Source organism: Methyloceanibacter sp. (genome assembly GCF_051306395.1).
In the GTDB taxonomy this organism is placed as follows: domain Bacteria; phylum Pseudomonadota; class Alphaproteobacteria; order Rhizobiales; family Methyloligellaceae; genus Methyloceanibacter.
Map to the genome: position 1 here is coordinate 1 of NZ_JBPPND010000148.1, position 15,504 is coordinate 15,504.

General features: G+C 64.2%; 15 protein-coding genes and 1 pseudogene. 4 read left to right on the forward strand and 12 right to left on the reverse strand.

What is annotated here, in order from left to right; genetic code table 11:
* The first annotated feature begins 116 nt into the window (after positions 1-116).
* On the forward strand, positions 117-962 hold the full coding sequence (gene mazG / locus ACSLE4_RS07810; RefSeq protein WP_435903910.1) for a nucleoside triphosphate pyrophosphohydrolase: 846 nt from the start codon (positions 117-119) through the stop codon (positions 960-962).
* Here the strand turns inward: mazG and hflX are convergent.
* The 6 genes from hflX to ACSLE4_RS07840 form a co-directional block, all read right to left on the reverse strand.
* Positions 959-2,371: a GTPase HflX gene (hflX, locus tag ACSLE4_RS07815; protein WP_435903911.1), complete on the reverse strand. Its 1,413-nt coding sequence runs from the start codon at positions 2,369-2,371 to the stop codon at positions 959-961. The genes mazG and hflX overlap by 4 nt on opposite strands.
* Positions 2,372-2,626: an RNA chaperone Hfq gene (gene hfq / locus ACSLE4_RS07820; RefSeq protein WP_069624231.1), complete on the reverse strand. Its 255-nt coding sequence runs from the start codon at positions 2,624-2,626 to the stop codon at positions 2,372-2,374. It abuts the gene before it with no gap.
* A gap of 171 nt (positions 2,627-2,797) precedes the next feature.
* Positions 2,798-4,195: a nitrogen assimilation response regulator NtrX gene (gene ntrX / locus ACSLE4_RS07825; RefSeq protein ID WP_435903912.1), complete on the reverse strand. Its 1,398-nt coding sequence runs from the start codon at positions 4,193-4,195 to the stop codon at positions 2,798-2,800.
* On the reverse strand, positions 4,185-6,497 hold the full coding sequence (locus ACSLE4_RS07830) for an ATP-binding protein (protein WP_435903913.1): 2,313 nt from the start codon (positions 6,495-6,497) through the stop codon (positions 4,185-4,187). The genes ntrX and ACSLE4_RS07830 overlap by 11 nt, the downstream gene beginning before the upstream one ends.
* Before the next feature lie 250 nt (positions 6,498-6,747).
* Complete coding sequence (ntrC, locus tag ACSLE4_RS07835; protein ID WP_435903914.1) at positions 6,748-8,190, reverse strand: nitrogen regulation protein NR(I); 1,443 nt, start codon at positions 8,188-8,190, stop codon at positions 6,748-6,750.
* Positions 8,191-8,195: 5 nt separating this feature from the next.
* Complete coding sequence (locus tag ACSLE4_RS07840; RefSeq protein WP_435903915.1) at positions 8,196-9,344, reverse strand: two-component system sensor histidine kinase NtrB; 1,149 nt, start codon at positions 9,342-9,344, stop codon at positions 8,196-8,198.
* Positions 9,345-9,551: 207 nt separating this feature from the next.
* Here ACSLE4_RS07840 and ACSLE4_RS07845 point away from each other — a divergent pair, with 207 nt between their 5' ends.
* Both ACSLE4_RS07845 and ACSLE4_RS07850 read left to right on the forward strand, forming a co-directional pair.
* On the forward strand, positions 9,552-10,727 hold the full coding sequence (locus ACSLE4_RS07845) for a bifunctional 2-C-methyl-D-erythritol 4-phosphate cytidylyltransferase/2-C-methyl-D-erythritol 2,4-cyclodiphosphate synthase (protein ID WP_435903916.1): 1,176 nt from the start codon (positions 9,552-9,554) through the stop codon (positions 10,725-10,727).
* On the forward strand, positions 10,724-11,227 hold the full coding sequence (locus tag ACSLE4_RS07850; RefSeq protein WP_435903917.1) for a CinA family protein: 504 nt from the start codon (positions 10,724-10,726) through the stop codon (positions 11,225-11,227). Before ACSLE4_RS07845 ends, ACSLE4_RS07850 begins: the two co-directional genes overlap by 4 nt.
* Here the strand turns inward: ACSLE4_RS07850 and ACSLE4_RS07855 are convergent.
* Genes ACSLE4_RS07855 through ACSLE4_RS07880 form a run of 6 tightly spaced genes read right to left on the reverse strand, consistent with a single transcriptional unit; the run spans position 11,216 to position 15,283 of the window.
* Positions 11,216-11,692, reverse strand: a complete 477-nt coding sequence (locus ACSLE4_RS07855) for a type II toxin-antitoxin system RatA family toxin (protein ID WP_435903918.1) — start codon at positions 11,690-11,692, stop codon at positions 11,216-11,218. The genes ACSLE4_RS07850 and ACSLE4_RS07855 overlap by 12 nt on opposite strands.
* 23 nt (positions 11,693-11,715) lie before the next feature.
* Entirely contained in the window at positions 11,716-12,678 is a 963-nt protein-coding gene (gene lipA, locus ACSLE4_RS07860) for a lipoyl synthase (RefSeq protein ID WP_435903919.1), read from the reverse strand.
* A gap of 7 nt (positions 12,679-12,685) precedes the next feature.
* Positions 12,686-12,967: a GlsB/YeaQ/YmgE family stress response membrane protein gene (locus ACSLE4_RS07865; protein ID WP_435903920.1), complete on the reverse strand. Its 282-nt coding sequence runs from the start codon at positions 12,965-12,967 to the stop codon at positions 12,686-12,688.
* A gap of 34 nt (positions 12,968-13,001) precedes the next feature.
* Positions 13,002-13,235 (reverse strand): GlsB/YeaQ/YmgE family stress response membrane protein, encoded by a 234-nt coding sequence (locus tag ACSLE4_RS07870; RefSeq protein WP_435903921.1) that lies wholly within the window; start codon positions 13,233-13,235, stop codon positions 13,002-13,004.
* A 54-nt stretch (positions 13,236-13,289) separates the two neighbouring features.
* Positions 13,290-14,696, reverse strand: a complete 1,407-nt coding sequence (lpdA, locus tag ACSLE4_RS07875; RefSeq protein ID WP_435903922.1) for a dihydrolipoyl dehydrogenase — start codon at positions 14,694-14,696, stop codon at positions 13,290-13,292.
* Positions 14,693-15,283 (reverse strand): GNAT family N-acetyltransferase, encoded by a 591-nt coding sequence (locus ACSLE4_RS07880; protein ID WP_435903923.1) that lies wholly within the window; start codon positions 15,281-15,283, stop codon positions 14,693-14,695. The genes lpdA and ACSLE4_RS07880 overlap by 4 nt, the downstream gene beginning before the upstream one ends.
* Positions 15,284-15,405: 122 nt before the next feature.
* On the opposite strand from ACSLE4_RS07880, the pseudogene ACSLE4_RS07885 reads away from it, so the two are divergent.
* Positions 15,406-15,504: pseudogene (locus ACSLE4_RS07885) on the forward strand (DNA polymerase IV); the annotation flags it as partial.

Below are 15,504 nucleotides of genomic sequence, written 5' to 3' on the forward strand. Positions count from 1 at the left end.
ATAATATACCTTATGCGAATCGAGGATGTCGGGGTCCGAAATGCACCGTTTCCGCGATCTCTCTGATTTCCCTACAATTTTCGTGATTTTTGCGAAGCGCTCCCGGTGCGCCGGTCATGGCTGACGACACGCCCCGCAAGCATGATCTCGAGGGTCTCCTCGCCGTCATGGCGCGCCTGCGCGATCCGGATACGGGCTGTCCGTGGGACGTGAAGCAGAGTTTCGCGACGATCGCTCCCTATACCATCGAGGAAGCCTACGAGGTCGCCGACGCTATCGCGCGCGACGACATGGACGGGCTCAAGGACGAGCTTGGCGACCTCCTCCTCCAGGTCATCTATCACGCCCAGATGGCGTCCGAGGAGAAGCGCTTCGCCTTCGCCGATGTGGTCGACGCCATCACGCGCAAGATGATCCGGCGGCACCCGCATGTCTTCGAGGACGCCTCGCGCCGCGAGGAGTTCATGCGCACGGATCTGTGGGACCGCATCAAGGCCGAGGAAAAAGCCGAACGTGGTGACGACGCAGAGTCGAAGAGCGCGCTCGCAGATGTGCCGGTTGGCTTGCCGGGACTGACGCGCGCGGTGAAACTGCAAAAGCGCGCGGCGAAGGTCGGCTTCGACTGGCCGGACCTCGCGCCCGTTTTTGCCAAGGTCGAGGAAGAGCTCGGCGAGCTCAAAGCGGCTATCGCCGGGAAGGACAACGTGGATTCACGTGACGCGGTCGCCGAAGAGTTCGGCGACCTGCTGTTCGTCATGGCGAACGTTGCGCGGCATCTCGGTGTCGATCCGGAAGCGGCGTTGCGCGGCGCCAACACAAAATTTGTGCGGCGCTTTGAGAACATCGAGGCGGCACTTGCCGCGGAAGGACGCACGCTCAAGGACTCGACGCTCGAAGAGATGGACGCGTTATGGGACGCGGCCAAAGTGGCAGAGAAAGCGGCCGACGAGAAAAAGGGCTAGGGCGCCCCCTCCTCGGCGGCGGTATTGAGCCGCGTGGCGCCGGCGACGCGTGCCAGCCTATCGCGCTTCTCCGGCGCCACGCGAATGCGGAACGACGTGACGCCTTCGCCGAGATCGGCCCGCGAGATCACCTCGCAATTCTCGTAGATCCAATTGGACAGCGCGCCTTCTTGCGGCTGCACCGCGATCTCGATGGTTTGACGGCGGCGGTTGAGCCTGCCCTCGATCTCCGTCAGCAGCATATCGAGGCCGAACCCGCTCACGGCCGAGACCAGGACTGCGCCGTGGCGCGCCGCCTCGTTCTCCGCATGCTCTCTTGCGACGGGATCGAGCAGGTCGGCCTTGTTCCACACTTCGAGCAAGCGGTCGGGCTCGGCTTCGGTGTCGATGCCGAGATCGGCGAGCACCGTATTCACGTCGGCGCGCTGGCTGGCGCTTGCCGCATCGGCGATGTCACGGACATGGAGGATCAGATCGGCCTCCTGCACTTCCTCCAACGTGGCGCGGAAGGCGGCAATGAGCGTCGTCGGCAGATCGGAGATGAAGCCCACCGTGTCGGACAGTACGGCCTTCGAGCCATTCGGGAGCGCGAGCGCCCGGATGGTCGGGTCGAGCGTGGCGAATAGGATGTCTTGCGCCAGGACCTCGGCGCCGGTGAGCGTGTTGAACAGAGTCGATTTGCCGGCATTGGTGTAGCCGACCAGCGCCACGGCGGGATATGGCACGCGCTGCCGGGACTTACGGTGAAGCGCGCGGGTGCGGCGCACCTGGTCCAGTTCCTTGCGGATGTTGACGATGCGCTCGCTCAGGAGCCGGCGGTCGGTCTCGATCTGCGTCTCGCCCGGGCCGCCGAGAACGCCGAAGCCGCCGCGCTGGCGCTCAAGGTGAGTCCAGGAGCGGACCAGCCGGCTCTTCTGGTAGACGAGATGGGCGAGCTCGACCTGCAAGCGCCCTTCCCGAGTACGCGCGCGCTCGCCGAAGATCTCCAGGATCAGGCCGGTTCGGTCGAGCACCTTGGCGTTCCACGCGGTCTCGAGATTGCGCTGCTGCACGGGCGTGAGCGGATGGTCGACGATGACGAGCTCTGCCTCTTCCATGCGGACCACGCCGGCGAGTTCCTCAACTTTGCCGGATCCGAACAAGGTCGCGGGCTTCGGCTGGGGAATCGGAACCGCCCCGCTCTCGCGCACATCGAGATCGATGGCGAGGGCAAGACCGACAGCCTCTTCGAGGCGCGCTTGGGGTGAACGCTCAGGTGCGTCGAGCCCGCGTCCGCGGGCGCCTTTGCCGGACTTCTTGTCGAGAATCGGCGCGACAACGACCGTTCTGACACGCCCGTCAGCACGCGCGTCCTTGCGTCCCCCCTGCCCCTTTTTATGCCTTAGCTCTTTCGGGTCGGTTGGACGCAATTACTCAGCGGCACCTTCCGCGTCGGTGATATCGGCAAGCTGGATGGGCTGGCCAGGCATGATGGTCGAGATGGCGTGTTTGTAGACGAGCTGCGAATGGCCGTCTCGGCGCAAGAGCACGCAAAAATTATCGAACCAGGTCACAACGCCTTGAAGTTTAACACCATTTACCAGGAAAATGGTGAGCGGCGTCTTGGTCTTGCGGACGTGATTAAGAAACGTATCTTGCAGGCTCTGCGTGCGTTCTGTCGCCATGGGCTTCCCCGTCCCTTTGGTCCACGCTTACGCTTGTTGGATGGCGTCGGACTCTCGCTTCAACCGGCCACCTATTGCATTAGACGCGATTGCAAGGCAAGTCCGCAAGGTCTCTGACGCGGATAGCTTTTGCGAGCATGTCCCCCTAGCGAAGCGAGTCAAGCTGCCATGCTAGCGCATGGCGGCAGTTCTTTCATTCGAATTGACGCCCAGCGCCCGAAGTTTCCGGTGCAGCGCGGAGCGCTCCATGCCCACGAATTCGGCCGTGCGCGAGATATTCCCGCCGAATCGGTTGACCTGGGCCAGCAAATACTCTCGCTCGAAAATCTCCCGGGCATCCCGCAAAGGAAGCGACATTAGGTGCTCCCCGCCTGCCCCGTTCGGCGATAGCGGCACTGGGGACACAATCTCGTCGGGCAGCATATCGGCGGTCACGATCTGCTCGGCATCGCCGCCGACCAGGATCATCAGCCGCTCCACATTGTTGCGGAGCTGGCGGACATTGCCCGGCCATTCGTGCGACTGGAGCACGGCCATGGCGTCCTCGCCGATGCGGCGCGGCGGCAAGCCGGAGGCCACCGAGATGGTCTGCACGAAATAGCGCACCAGGTCCGGTACGTCCTCGCGGCGCTCGGCGAGCCCGGGCACGCGGATGGGCACCACGTTCAGCCGGTGATAGAGGTCTTCGCGCAAACGGCCCGCGGCGATTTCTTTCTGGAGGTCGTGGCTCGTGGAGGAGACCACGCGCACGTCCACATGCACCTTGGTCCCGCCGCCGAGGCGCTGGAAGCGCTGCTCCACCAGCACGCGCAGGATCTTGGCCTGGGTCTCCAGCGGCATGTCGGCGACCTCGTCGATATAGAGCGTGCCGCCATGCGCTTCTTCGAGCGCGCCCACCTTGCGGGGACCGGAGCCGGTTCCCTCTTCCGTGCCGAAGAGTTCGAGCTCCATGCGGTCAGGCACCATGGCCGCGGCGTTCAGCACCACGAAAGGGCCGTCGGCGCGGGACGACTTGCCATGCATCACGCGGGCGGCGAGTTCCTTGCCGCAGCCGGAAGGACCGGTGATCAACACCCGGCTATTGGTCGGGGCGACCTTATCGATGGCTTGGCGCAGCTGACTGATGGCGGCGGACTTGCCGACCATCTCGAAGGAATAGGTGCTGCGCTCACGCAGCTCCCGGTTCTCGCGCCTGAGCCGCGATGCCTCGAGCGCGCGGGAGGTGATGAGCACCAACCGGTCGGCCTTGAACGGCTTCTCGATATAGTCATAGGCGCCGCGCTGGATGGCCGCCACCGCCGTTTCGATATTGCCGTGGCCGCTGATGATGATCACTGGAAGGTCCGGGTGGGCCTCCTTGATGCAGTCGAGGAGGTCCAACCCATCGAGCTTCGAGCCTTGGAGCCAGATATCGAGAATGACGAGCGATGGCCGCCGCTCCTCGATGACCTGAAGGGTCTCGTCGCTGTTCTTGGCGAGCCGGGTGCCGTGTCCTTCATCCTCGAGGATGCCGGAAATGAGTTCTCGAATATCCGCTTCGTCGTCGACGACTAGGATGTCAGACGCCATGGGTTACTTCCTCTTCCTCCTCGGCCGGCTCGGACTTGCTCGTATCGTCGGCTGAGGCGGTTTCGGACGCCGCGTCCGTCTCCGCCTCGTCCCGCGCCACGATTGGCAAGTCCATTCGCACTGACGCCCCTTCGACCTTGCCGTTGCGCTTAGGCGCATCGGCCAGTTGCAGTTTGCCGCCGTGCTGCTCGGTGATGCGGTGCACGATGGCCAATCCAAGTCCGGTGCCTTTGACCCGCGTGGTCATGTACGGCTCGACCAGACGGTCGCGGTTCTCCTTCGGCAAACCGCAGCCATTGTCGATGATGGTGACGTAGACGCGGTCGGCCTTGGTCGTAACCTTCGCGGTGATCTGGCCCGTGCCGGCGCGTTCGGGCGCGGCTTCCACGGCCGTGTCGATGCCTTCGCTCGCATTCTTCACCAGGTTCGTCACCGCCTGGGTGAGCAGGCGCTGGTCGGACATGGTCATGACCGGCTCTTTTGGAAGGTCGAGCTCGAACTCGATGTCCGGCCGGCTCACCTGGAAGAGGAACACCGCCTCGCGCACGATCTCGCGTACGTCATGCATTTCCATGACAGGCTTGGGCATGCGGGCGAAGGCGGAGAACTCATCGACCATCCGCCCGATGTCGGAGACCTGGCGGATGATGGTGTCGGTGCACTGCTCGAAGATCTCGCGGTCCTTGGTGATAGAGGCGCCGTATTTGCGGCGAATGCGCTCGGCCGAAAGCTGGATCGGCGTGAGAGGGTTCTTGATCTCGTGCGCGATGCGGCGCGCCACGTCGGCCCAGGCGGTCGAGCGCTGGGCGATGACCAACTCGGTGATGTCGTCGAACGTCACCACGTAGCCTTGTCCGTCGCCTTCGCTGGTGACGCGGACGGCGAAGTTGCGTTCCGAACCGCCGCGGCGCAGCGTCACCTGGTCGGTGGCAAGCCGCCGTCCCTGCTTCTGCGCGCGCTTCATGTGCTGGCCGAATTCCGGCACGACGTCGGCAAGCTTCTTGCCGATGAACTTCTCCTCCTTAAGGCCGAGAAGCTCCTGGGCGGAGCGGTTGACCAGATTGACGGTGCCGTTGGCGTCGACGCCCACCACGCCCGCGGTAACGCCCGAGAGCACCGCCTCCATGAAGCGGTTGCGCTCATCGAGGGTCGAATTGGCGCCGACGAGTTCATCGCGCTGCGTCTTGAGCTCCGACGTCATGGTGTTGAAGGTCGAGCCCAGCGTGGCGAGGTCGCCGTCCGCGGGATTGACGGTCACCTCGACGCCGAGATTGCCCTGGCTGATCTCTTCCGCGGCGCCCATCAACTGGCCGATCGGCGCGACCAGCCTGTTGGCGAACCACATGCCGATCCAGATCGCCGACAATAGCAGCGTGAGCGCGATGGCCACATACATCAGGCCGAAGGCCACCTGCACGCCGGCGCGGCGCTGTTCGAGCAACTGATACTCGGCGACACTGGCACGGGTGGCGCGTAGCTGCTGAAGCACGCGCGCGTTCACCGGCCGGATCACATAAAGATAGGTGTCGTCGAAATTGTTCAGGCTCTTGATGGCACCGACCATGCTCGTCTGGCCCGGCGCGATGACGATGACTTGCCCCTTCTTCGCGAGCTCCATGGCCTCCTTGGGGGGCGCCTGATACGGCAGTTCGGGAACGGACGCGGCCGTGGCGAGGATCTTGCCGCTGTGGTCGATGAGATAGGCGGCGGGAAGCGCGCGGATGGCGGCCTGGGCGTTTAGAAAATTGCCGAAGCCTTGGGGCTGCGCCCGTACCAGCGCGACCGCCTCGTCGATATCCTTGGCCATGCCGACCGTGTCGGCGCGAATCACTTGGCCGTGCTCTTGGAGATAGGCCGTCGCCACGTCGATGGAGTTTTGGATGATCGATTTGGTGCTCGAGGAGAACCAGTGGTCGAGGCCGCGGTCGAGGGAAACGCTGGCGAACACCGCGAGCAGGATCGCAGGCGCCACGGCAATCACACTGAACAGGCTGACGATGCGCACATGGAGCTGCGCGCCGGCCTCGTGGCGGCGCCTGGCGAGCCAGAGCCCCGTCACCTGCCAGGCGATGATGCCGAGCATGGCGAGGACGAGGAGCAGGTTGATCAGCAGCAACCCCACCACCACCCTCTGGGTGGGAATGATGGGGGTCAGCCCGGTGAGAACGAGATAGGTGGCCAGTCCCGAGCAGAGGGACAGGACCATGATGATCAGGCCGAGCGTGAGCGGGAGACGGTTGCGAGCCCGCGAGCTGGCCGAGACATCCTCCTTAGCCTGCCCGGCGGCGGAGGACGGACGCAAGAAGTCCTTGTGCTTTCTCGGTTTTTGCGGAGTTTGGACGACGCTGCGCAAACCGCTTTCCCCTGGCTTCCCCGTTGGAGTCCCGGTTCGCGCCGGTCCTTCCACTGGTGCGTCCGTCTCAGCTATGGTGCAATAAAATCACAATGTGGCGCTTTGGCGACATGGCCGCCCGCCTCACGCCCCACGGCCGACGAGCCCGGGGGGCCACCGGCCGCCGGGATATGGGGACTTCCTAGGTGATTAACCAGGGTCAGATGCTTGGGGTGCGGATCACCTTGATGCCGAGATCGCGGATCTTCTTGCGCAAGGTATTGCGGTTGAGCCCGAGAAGGTCGGCGGCGCGGATTTGATTGCCCCTGGTCGCGGCGAGCGCCGCGGTAATCAGCGGAAACTCCACTTTCCGCAGAATGCGCGTATAGAGCCCGGCTGGCGGCAGGTCCTGGCCGAAGCCCATGAAGTAGTCGCTGAGATAGCGCTCCACGGACTCCGACAGGTCTCCGCTGGCTTCTTGGGCATCGGGGAACGGCGCGCGGGCCGCGGTCGCGAACTCGCTCTCCACAATCTCGGCCGTGACGATGTCTTGGGCATAGATGGCCGACAGGCGCCGCACCAGGTTCTCTAGCTCGCGCACGTTGCCCGGCCAGTGGTAGCGCTTCAACCGCTCGATGGCTGCGGGCTCGAAGCCTTTGGGCGGCAGCCCTTCCTTCTCGGCGATGGAGAGAAAGTGGCGGACGAGATCGGGAATGTCCTCCAGTCGCTCGCGCAAGGGCGGCAGCCGCAACGGTACGACGTTCAGCCGGTAGTAGAGGTCTTCGCGGAACAGACCCTGATCGATCTGCTGCTGCAACTCGCGATTGGTCGCGGCGATGATCCTGACATTGGTGCGGATCGGCGTGCGTCCGCCGACCGTGGTGTATTCGCCTTCCTGGAGAACGCGCAGGAGCCGCGTCTGCGCCTCCATCGGCATGTCGCCGATCTCGTCGAGGAACAGCGTGCCGCCTTCGGCTTGCTCGAAGCGGCCCACGTGTTTCATCTGCGCGCCGGTGAAGGCGCCCTTCTCGTGGCCGAACAGCTCCGACTCGATCAACTCGCGCGGGATCGCGGCCATGTTGATGGCGACGAATGGGCCGTTGCGGCGCTTTCCGTATTCATGCAGCGCGCGGGCGACGAGTTCCTTGCCCGTGCCGGACTCGCCGGTGATCATCACGGTGAGGTCGGTCTGGGTAAGCCGGGCGAGCACGCGATAGATGTCCTGCATCGCCGCACAGCGGCCGATCAGGGGCATGCCGTCGGTCGATTCCGCGGACAGCCGCTGCGCCCTTTTGCGCGGCTCGGCAAGCGCACGCCCCACCACCGAGATCAGCTCGTTCAGATCGAAGGGCTTCGGCAGATACTCATAGGCCCCGCGCTCGGCGGCGGTGATCGCGGTCATGAAGGTGTTCTGCGCGCTCATCACGATGATGGGCAGGTCCGGTCTCAGCTTCTTGACGCGCGGGATGAGATCGAAGGCGTTCTCGTCGGGCATCACCACGTCGGTGATCACGAGGTCGCCCTCCCCTTGGCTGATCCAGCGCCATAGGGTTGCGGCGTTGCCGGTGGCGCGTGGCGCGTAGCCGGCCCTGGCCAGGGCCTGGTTTAAGACGGTTCGGATCGCCGCGTCGTCGTCGGCGATGAGAATATTTCCCTTGCCCATTGTCTTTACGCCTGCGCTTCCGCTGTCGCTTGCGTCGCTTCGCTGTCGGCCATCGGCATTAGCGCCCGAAAGACCGTGTATCGGGGTCGTGAGTCGCATTCGATTATTCCCCCATGATCGCCGATGATCTTGGCCACCAAGGCAAGACCGAGGCCCGTACCTGAAGGTTTGGTGGAGACGAACGGGTCGAAGAGATGCTGGATGAGATCAGTCGGTACGCCGGTGCCATTGTCCTCGACGGCGATCTCCAACGGCAGGCTGACGCGCGCTTGGCTTCCCGGCACGGAGAGCCGGACTCCCGGCCGGAACGCGGTGGAGAGCGTGATCTGTCCGTCGTTACGCTCCTCACCGATGGCCTCGGAGGCGTTCTTGATGAGATTGAGAAACACTTGAACCAGCTTGTCGCGGCTGCCCGGCACCGACGGCAACGACGGGTCGTAGTTCTCCACGATCTTGATGTGCCGCGCGAAGCCGGTACTGGCGATCTGCTTCACGTGATCGAGGACGTCGTGAATGTTCACGGGCTCGCGCTGGATCGGCCGCTCGTCGCCAAAGATCTCCATGCGATCGACGAGCTTGCAGATGCGGTCTGACTCCGAGCAGATGAGCTGGGTCAGCGTGCGATCGCCATCGGTGCGGTCGCCCTCTAAGAGTTGCGCGGCGCCTCTAATGCCCGATAGCGGATTTTTGATTTCGTGCGCCAGAACCGCGGCAAGTCCCGAGACGGAGCGCGCGGCGCCGCGATGGGTGAGCTGGCGCTCGATCATCTGCGCCATGCTGCGCTGTTGAAGCATGACCATGACCCGGCCGGGTGCGTCGGGCACCGGACCGCCATATAGGTCCACGAGCTTGGCCGCCTCGAAGCGGAACGAGCCGAGCTCCACCCCATATTCGTTGACGGTAGTTCCGTTACGCTGCACCTGCTCGACCAGGGCGATCAGCGGGCAGCCGAAGGCGACCACGTCGGGCAGGCCGTGGCGGCAGAGAACGCCGGCACTCATCTGGAAAAAATCCTCGGCCGCCGTGTTGGCGTACTCGATGGCAAGGTCCTTGCCGATCACGAGCAGCGGATGCGGCAAGGCGTCCACCAGGGCCTCGCAGGGAATCGACTCGGCTTTGCGGCGCGCACTTGGTTTTTTGGTCGAGACGCTCAATGCGTATATCCTCGCGGCCGTCCGATGACTGATCTAGTTGTTGTGCTCAATTTATGTGCACCAACGCCCCATGATCTATTATTGGGCACGATACGAGGGTTTTGACGTGGGGGCAATATTCCTTTTGCCGCAGTGCAACAATAATGTTGCGCAAAGGCTTAACGGCGAAACGTCTCGGAATTGTTGCGGAATTTGGGAGAAGAGGTTGTGAGCGTGGCGGCACTGATCGTGGCGGCAGGTCGTGGGGCTCGTGCAGCCACGGACACCTTGCAACCCAAGCAATATTGCCGGATCGGCTCGGAGCCGATGCTTACGCATACGCTTTGCGCCTTTGCCGCACATTCGGGCGTCGACGACATTCTTGTCGTCATTCACCCCGATGACCGTGTGCTTTACGAGGAGGCAGCCGGACCGTTCGCGGGTCGGCTTTTGGCCCCCGTCATGGGCGGCGCCCGCCGGCAAGACAGCGTTCGGGCCGGGCTCGAGGTGCTCGCGGAGAGATCGCCCGATCGGGTTCTCATTCATGACGCGGCCCGCCCCTTTGTCGATGGAGCGCTGATCTCGCGGGTGACCGCATCGCTCGAGGGGCATCCGGGCGCCCTGCCCTGTCTCCCGGTCACGGATACGCTGAAACGCGAGGAGCACGGGCGCGTTATGGGCACGGTGTCGCGCGAGGGGCTGTGGCGGGCGCAGACACCGCAAGGCTTCCACTTCGACGCGATCCTTGCCGCGCATCGCGCCGCGGCGCAGGACCCGACCCTCGACTTCACCGACGATGCGGCGGTCGCCGAATGGTTCGGGCTCGACGTGGCGCTGGTCGAGGGCGCGGAGCATAATCGCAAGCTGACCACGGCGGAGGATTTGACGATCGCTGACGAGATGATGCGGCGGGCGAGCGGCACGGGCACGATGCGTGTCGGCTCCGGCTATGACGTGCATGCACTGGAGCCTGGTGACGAAGTCATCCTATGTGGTGTGCGCATTCCGCATACCAAGAAGCTCATCGGTCATAGCGACGCCGATGTGGGTTTACATGCGCTCACCGACGCGCTGCTCGGCACCATCGCCGACGGGGATATCGGCACGCACTTTCCGCCCTCCGATGATCGCTGGCGTGGCGCGGGCTCCGAGATCTTCCTCAAGGCCGCCGCCGATAAGATCGCCGCGCGCGGCGGCAGTATCGTGCATGTGGACGTGACCCTTCTGTGCGAAGCGCCCCGCATCGGGCCCTATCGCGACGCCATGCGCGGCGCGATGGCCCAAATTCTCGGGATCGAAAGCGTACAGGTGAGCGTTAAGGCCACGACGAACGAGGGACTCGGTTTCGTCGGCCGCGGCGAAGGCATCGCGGCCATGGCAACGGCAACGGTGAGAGTTCCATGACGGACAAGATCGAGATCGACGCAGACATCGTGCGGCAGGCTGCCGATTTCTTGTCCGCCGCGCGCGACAAGGGCGAGCTCGTGGCGACCGCAGAGTCGTGTACCGGAGGCCTCCTCGCCGCCACGCTCACCGCCGTGCCGGGATGCTCGGATGTGTTCGAGCGGGGCTTCGTCACCTACTCCAACACGGCCAAAAGCGAGATGTTGGGTGTGCCCTACTGGCTGATCGAAAAGCACGGCGCGGTGAGCGAGGACGTCGCGCGCGCCATGGCGGGTGGCGCGCTAACGCATTCCAATGCAAGTCTCGCCCTGGCCGTCACCGGGATCGCCGGGCCGGACGGCGGAACGCCCGAAAAACCCGTGGGGCTCGTGCATTTCGCCGCGGGGCGACCCGAAGGTCCCATGCACCACGAGCGTGTCGTGTTCGGCGATCTCGGGCGCGCCGAAGTCAGACGGCGCAGTGTCGAGCGGGCGTTGTCGATGTTGCGTTCACTCTTGTGAGGTGAACGCCAAAGTCTTGATGCCGTAGACCTCGTCGGCGCGCGCTTCGAAGGCGCTCGTATATTTCTGTACCGCCTTGTCGAAGAAGCCGCCCACCAGGCGCTCGAACATGCGCGAGCGGAAGCTGTAGGCGATATAGAAGTCGATATCCGAGCCGCCGGCGGCGCGCGGAATGAATTGCCAGCGGTTCTCAAGATGCGAGAACGGTCCGTCGAGATATTCGACGAAGATGGTCCGCGTGGCGGGATCGAGCACCACTCTGGTGGTGAAGCTTTCGCGGATCAGCTTGTAGCCCACCTGCATGGTGGCAATCAGCACCTCCTTGTCCTCGACCGTCTCCCGGCGCTTGATCTTCAGGGCTTCGCACAGCGGCAAGAACTGCGGGTAGTCCTCGATATTGGCCACGAGCGCGTACATGTCGTCCGCGGAGTGTGCAACGGGATGCTTGAGCTCGAAGACGTGCATGAGGGATCGGAGATGGCGTGCGCCTAAGCGCCGAGAGAAGCAAGGCGGGCGGCCTCGAGCCGCTCGAAGTCCTCGGCGGCGTGATAGGAGGAGCGGGTCAGCGGGCTCGCAGCCACCAGGAGAAATCCCTTGTCGTCGGCGGTCCGCTTATAGGATTGGAACGCCTCGGGCGTGACAAAGCGGTCAATGGCCGCATGTTTACGCGTCGGCTGAAGATACTGGCCGATGGTGAGAAAATCGACATCCGACCCGCGCAGATCGTCCATCAGGTCGGCGATTTCGTCGTCGGTCTCGCCCAAGCCCACCATGATGCCGGACTTGGTGAAGAGCGACGGATCGAGACGCTTGGCCTCACTCAGCAGCGCCAGCGAGTGACGATAATCGGCGCCGGGACGAATGCGCCGGTAGAGCGAAGGCACCGTCTCCACATTGTGATTGAATACGTCGGGCCGCGCGGCGACGACGATCTCGATCGCGCCGTCCTTGCGCATGAAGTCCGGCGTCAGCACTTCGACCGTGGTGTTCGGCGCGGCGTGCCGGATGGCGGCGATGGTGCGCGCGAAATGCGTCGCGCCGCCATCGGCGAGGTCGTCGCGGTCGACGGAGGTGACCACGACGTGGTTGAGATCGAGCGCGGCAATGGCGTCGGCGACACGCGCGGGCTCGCCTTCGTCGAGATGCGTCGGTTTGCCGGTGGCCACGTTGCAGAAGGCGCAAGCCCGCGTGCAGACGTCGCCCATGATCATCACAGTCGCGTGGCGCTTCTCCCAGCACTCGCCGATATTGGGACAGGCCGCCTCCTCGCAGACCGTGTGGAGACGATGAGTACGCAAGATTGCGCGGGTACGATCGAACGCGTGCGCGCCGGGCGCCTTCACCCGGATCCACGGCGGCTTGGGTATGACGGGGGTGTCGGGCAGCCGCGCCTTCTCAGGATGGCGCGGCCGCGCCTTCACCTCAGTGACTGTGTCGATCACCGTAACCATAAGCGACTCACGTTGACTCGGACCCCGTGACTTTCCGCCAAATCCAGATCAGCAGGATCGCGCCGATCGACGCGACGATCAGATTGCCGAGCCAGCCGTAGAACTCGATCTTCAACAGCCCGGCGAGCGTGCCGCCGACGAACGAGCCGGCGATGCCGACCAGCAGATTGGTGAACAGCCCATGATCGCTGGCGGTCGCCTTCTCGGCGATGTAACCGGCGATGAGGCCGATGATCAGCATGCCGAAGAAGCCCACACCCGGCATCGATAACAAGCCATGACCTTCCATAGTCGCCTCCTCTCCCACGCTTCGGCGGGTTCGCCTAGCGCATGCGTTGCCACACCCACAGGCAGATCACCGCGCCAATCGTGGCGATAATGATCTGACCGATCAGTCCGTAGGCGGCGATGCCGACAAGGCCTGCGAGCAGGCCGCCGACCACGGCGCCGACAACACCGATCAGCAGATTGATCAAGAGATCCTGCTGGCGCCCCATGATGTAAGAGGCGAGCGCGCCGGCAATCAGACCGATCACGAGAAAAATAATCAGGCTCATAGTCGTCCTCCGATCGTTGGTCGTGCTCTCGCAAAGCGCTCCGTTACGCGCCGACTAAATGTGGAGGGCTCGCCCGAAGGCGTCGAGCACCGATTCGTGCATCATCTCCGACAATGTCGGATGGGGGAAGATGGTGGCGATCAATTCCGCCTCCGTCGTTTCCAGGGTCTTGCCGACCGCGAAGCCCTGAATCAGCTCCGTGACCTCAGCACCGATCATGTGTGCGCCGAGCAAAGCCCCTGTCTTTGCGTCGAAAATCGTCTTCACCAGGCCCTCGGTCTCGCCAAGCGCGATCGCCTTGCCGTTCGCGGAATAGGGATAGCGGCCGATTTTAATGTCGTAGCCCGCCTCGCGCGCCGCCGTCTCGCTAAGCCCGAGGCTCGCGATCTGCGGTGCGCAATAGGTGCAGGACGGGATGTTGGTCTTGTCCATGGGGTGGACGCCGTCTAGCCGTGCGATCTTTTCCACGCACATGACTCCCTCATGCATGGCCTTGTGCGCGAGCCAGGGCGGGCCGGCCACGTCGCCGATCGCGTAGAGGCCTTCGACGCCGGTGCGGCACCATTCGTCTATGGCGATATGGCCCTTCTCGACCTTGATCCCTTGCTCTTCCAGCCCGAGCCCTTCCACGTTGCCGGTGATGCCCACGGCGAGGATCACGCGGTCGACAATGCCTTCAATGCTCTCGCCGTCCGGTGTTTTGAGGATCGCGGTGACGCCATCCTCGCCAGGAATCAGCCGTTCGACGGTGGTGCCGGTGCGGATGGCGATGCCCTGCTTGACGAAGGCCTTGTGCGCGAGCCGCGAGATCTCCTCGTCCTCGACCGGCAGGATGCGGTCCAGCACCTCGATCACGGTCACCTGCGCGCCGAGGGTGCGGTAGAAGCTGGCGAACTCGATGCCGATGGCGCCGGAGCCGACGATCAGCAGAGATTTGGGAAAGCTCTCCGGGATCATCGCTTCCTTGTAGGTCCAGATGCGATTGCCGTCGGGCTCGAGCCCCGGCAGCGTCTTGGCCCGCGCGCCGGTGGCGACGACGATGTGCTTGCCGGAGAGGGACGGTAGCGCCTCGCCGTTCTTGCCGGTGAGCCCGACGCGGCCGCCGCCTTCGAGTTTCGCTGTGGCCTCGATGACGGCGATGTTGTTCTTCTTCATCAGATAGGCAACGCCGCTCGACAGCTTCTCGGCCACTTTGCGGCTGCGCTCGATCACCTTTGCCAGGTCGAAGCCGATATTCTCCGCACGCAGTCCGAAGGACTCCGCGTTCTGCATCAAATGATAAACCTCGGAGGTGCGCAGCAGCGCCTTAGTCGGGATGCAGCCCCAGTTGAGGCACACGCCGCCGAGCTTGTCGCGCTCGACGATGGCGCATTTCATGCCGAGCTGCGCCGCGCGAATGGCGGCGACATAGCCGCCCGGACCGGCGCCGATGACCACGAGATCGAATTCGGTATCGCTCATGCGAGGAGCCGTGTCAGGAGAATCCAATCGCCGCTTTGCGGGAAGTCCGGCGGCAGAACGGCTGGCTCGCTGGCGACGGTCCTGTAGCCGGCGCATTGGTAAAGCCGTATCGCACCGGAGTTCCAGCTTCCGACGATGATACTCGCGGTGTTCGCGCCGGCCTCGCGTGCCTTCTCCTCGGCAATGTCGAGCATCTTGGCGCCGATCCCCTGCCCCCGGAACTCCGGAAAGGTGGCGAGCACATTGACGTACCAGGAGCCCGGCGCTTGCGCCTCGAGCCGCATAAGCGGCTGGGCAAGGGGCGGCATGTCGCCGAGCCCGGTCAGATCGTAAGGATCGTCGAGCGGGTACACGATCAAGCAAGCGGCGATCTCATCGCCGACCGTCGCGAGCGTGGCGTGGCGATAGGAGAACCCGCCTTCCGTGCGGCGGGCGCGGTCCCGGCCGACCTCCAGAGCCGATTGGCCTGGCAGCGCCAGACTGCGCCAGAGCCAGTTGGGGGCGCCTTCGCCGGCGATGTCCACCAGCACGGCGAGCGCGCAAGCATCCGCGAGCGTCGCGCATCGGAATGTCGGTTCGGGTGCCATCGACCCGCGAGCCTACACCAGCACGATGACAGGCCAAGCCGGGAAAGTCGCTGCCGGTTGGGCTAGACTAGACTATGAGTCGCGCACACCGGGATTGGCCACGCATCGTCGCCCATGCCGATATGGACGCGTTCTATGCGGCGGTCGAGCAGCTCGACGACCCCACATTGCGGGGCCGGCCCCTCCTCGTCGGCTCGGCGAGCCCGCGCGGCGTGGTGCTG

What these genes read in the sequence shown, in the direction of transcription:
- mazG (WP_435903910.1), top strand. Translation starts at nt 117, where the DNA reads ATGGCTGACGACACGCCCCGCAAGCATGATCTCGAGGGTCTCCTCGCC.
- hfq (WP_069624231.1), bottom strand. Translation starts at nt 2,626, where the DNA reads ATGGCGACAGAACGCACGCAGAGCCTGCAAGATACGTTTCTTAATCAC.
- ntrX (WP_435903912.1), bottom strand. Translation starts at nt 4,195, where the DNA reads ATGGCGTCTGACATCCTAGTCGTCGACGACGAAGCGGATATTCGAGAA.
- ntrC (WP_435903914.1), bottom strand. Translation starts at nt 8,190, where the DNA reads ATGGGCAAGGGAAATATTCTCATCGCCGACGACGACGCGGCGATCCGA.
- ACSLE4_RS07850 (WP_435903917.1), top strand. Translation starts at nt 10,724, where the DNA reads ATGACGGACAAGATCGAGATCGACGCAGACATCGTGCGGCAGGCTGCC.
- ACSLE4_RS07855 (WP_435903918.1), bottom strand. Translation starts at nt 11,692, where the DNA reads ATGCACGTCTTCGAGCTCAAGCATCCCGTTGCACACTCCGCGGACGAC.
- lipA (WP_435903919.1), bottom strand. Translation starts at nt 12,678, where the DNA reads ATGGTTACGGTGATCGACACAGTCACTGAGGTGAAGGCGCGGCCGCGC.
- ACSLE4_RS07865 (WP_435903920.1), bottom strand. Translation starts at nt 12,967, where the DNA reads ATGGAAGGTCATGGCTTGTTATCGATGCCGGGTGTGGGCTTCTTCGGC.
- ACSLE4_RS07870 (WP_435903921.1), bottom strand. Translation starts at nt 13,235, where the DNA reads ATGAGCCTGATTATTTTTCTCGTGATCGGTCTGATTGCCGGCGCGCTC.
- lpdA (WP_435903922.1), bottom strand. Translation starts at nt 14,696, where the DNA reads ATGAGCGATACCGAATTCGATCTCGTGGTCATCGGCGCCGGTCCGGGC.
- ACSLE4_RS07880 (WP_435903923.1), bottom strand. Translation starts at nt 15,283, where the DNA reads ATGGCACCCGAACCGACATTCCGATGCGCGACGCTCGCGGATGCTTGC.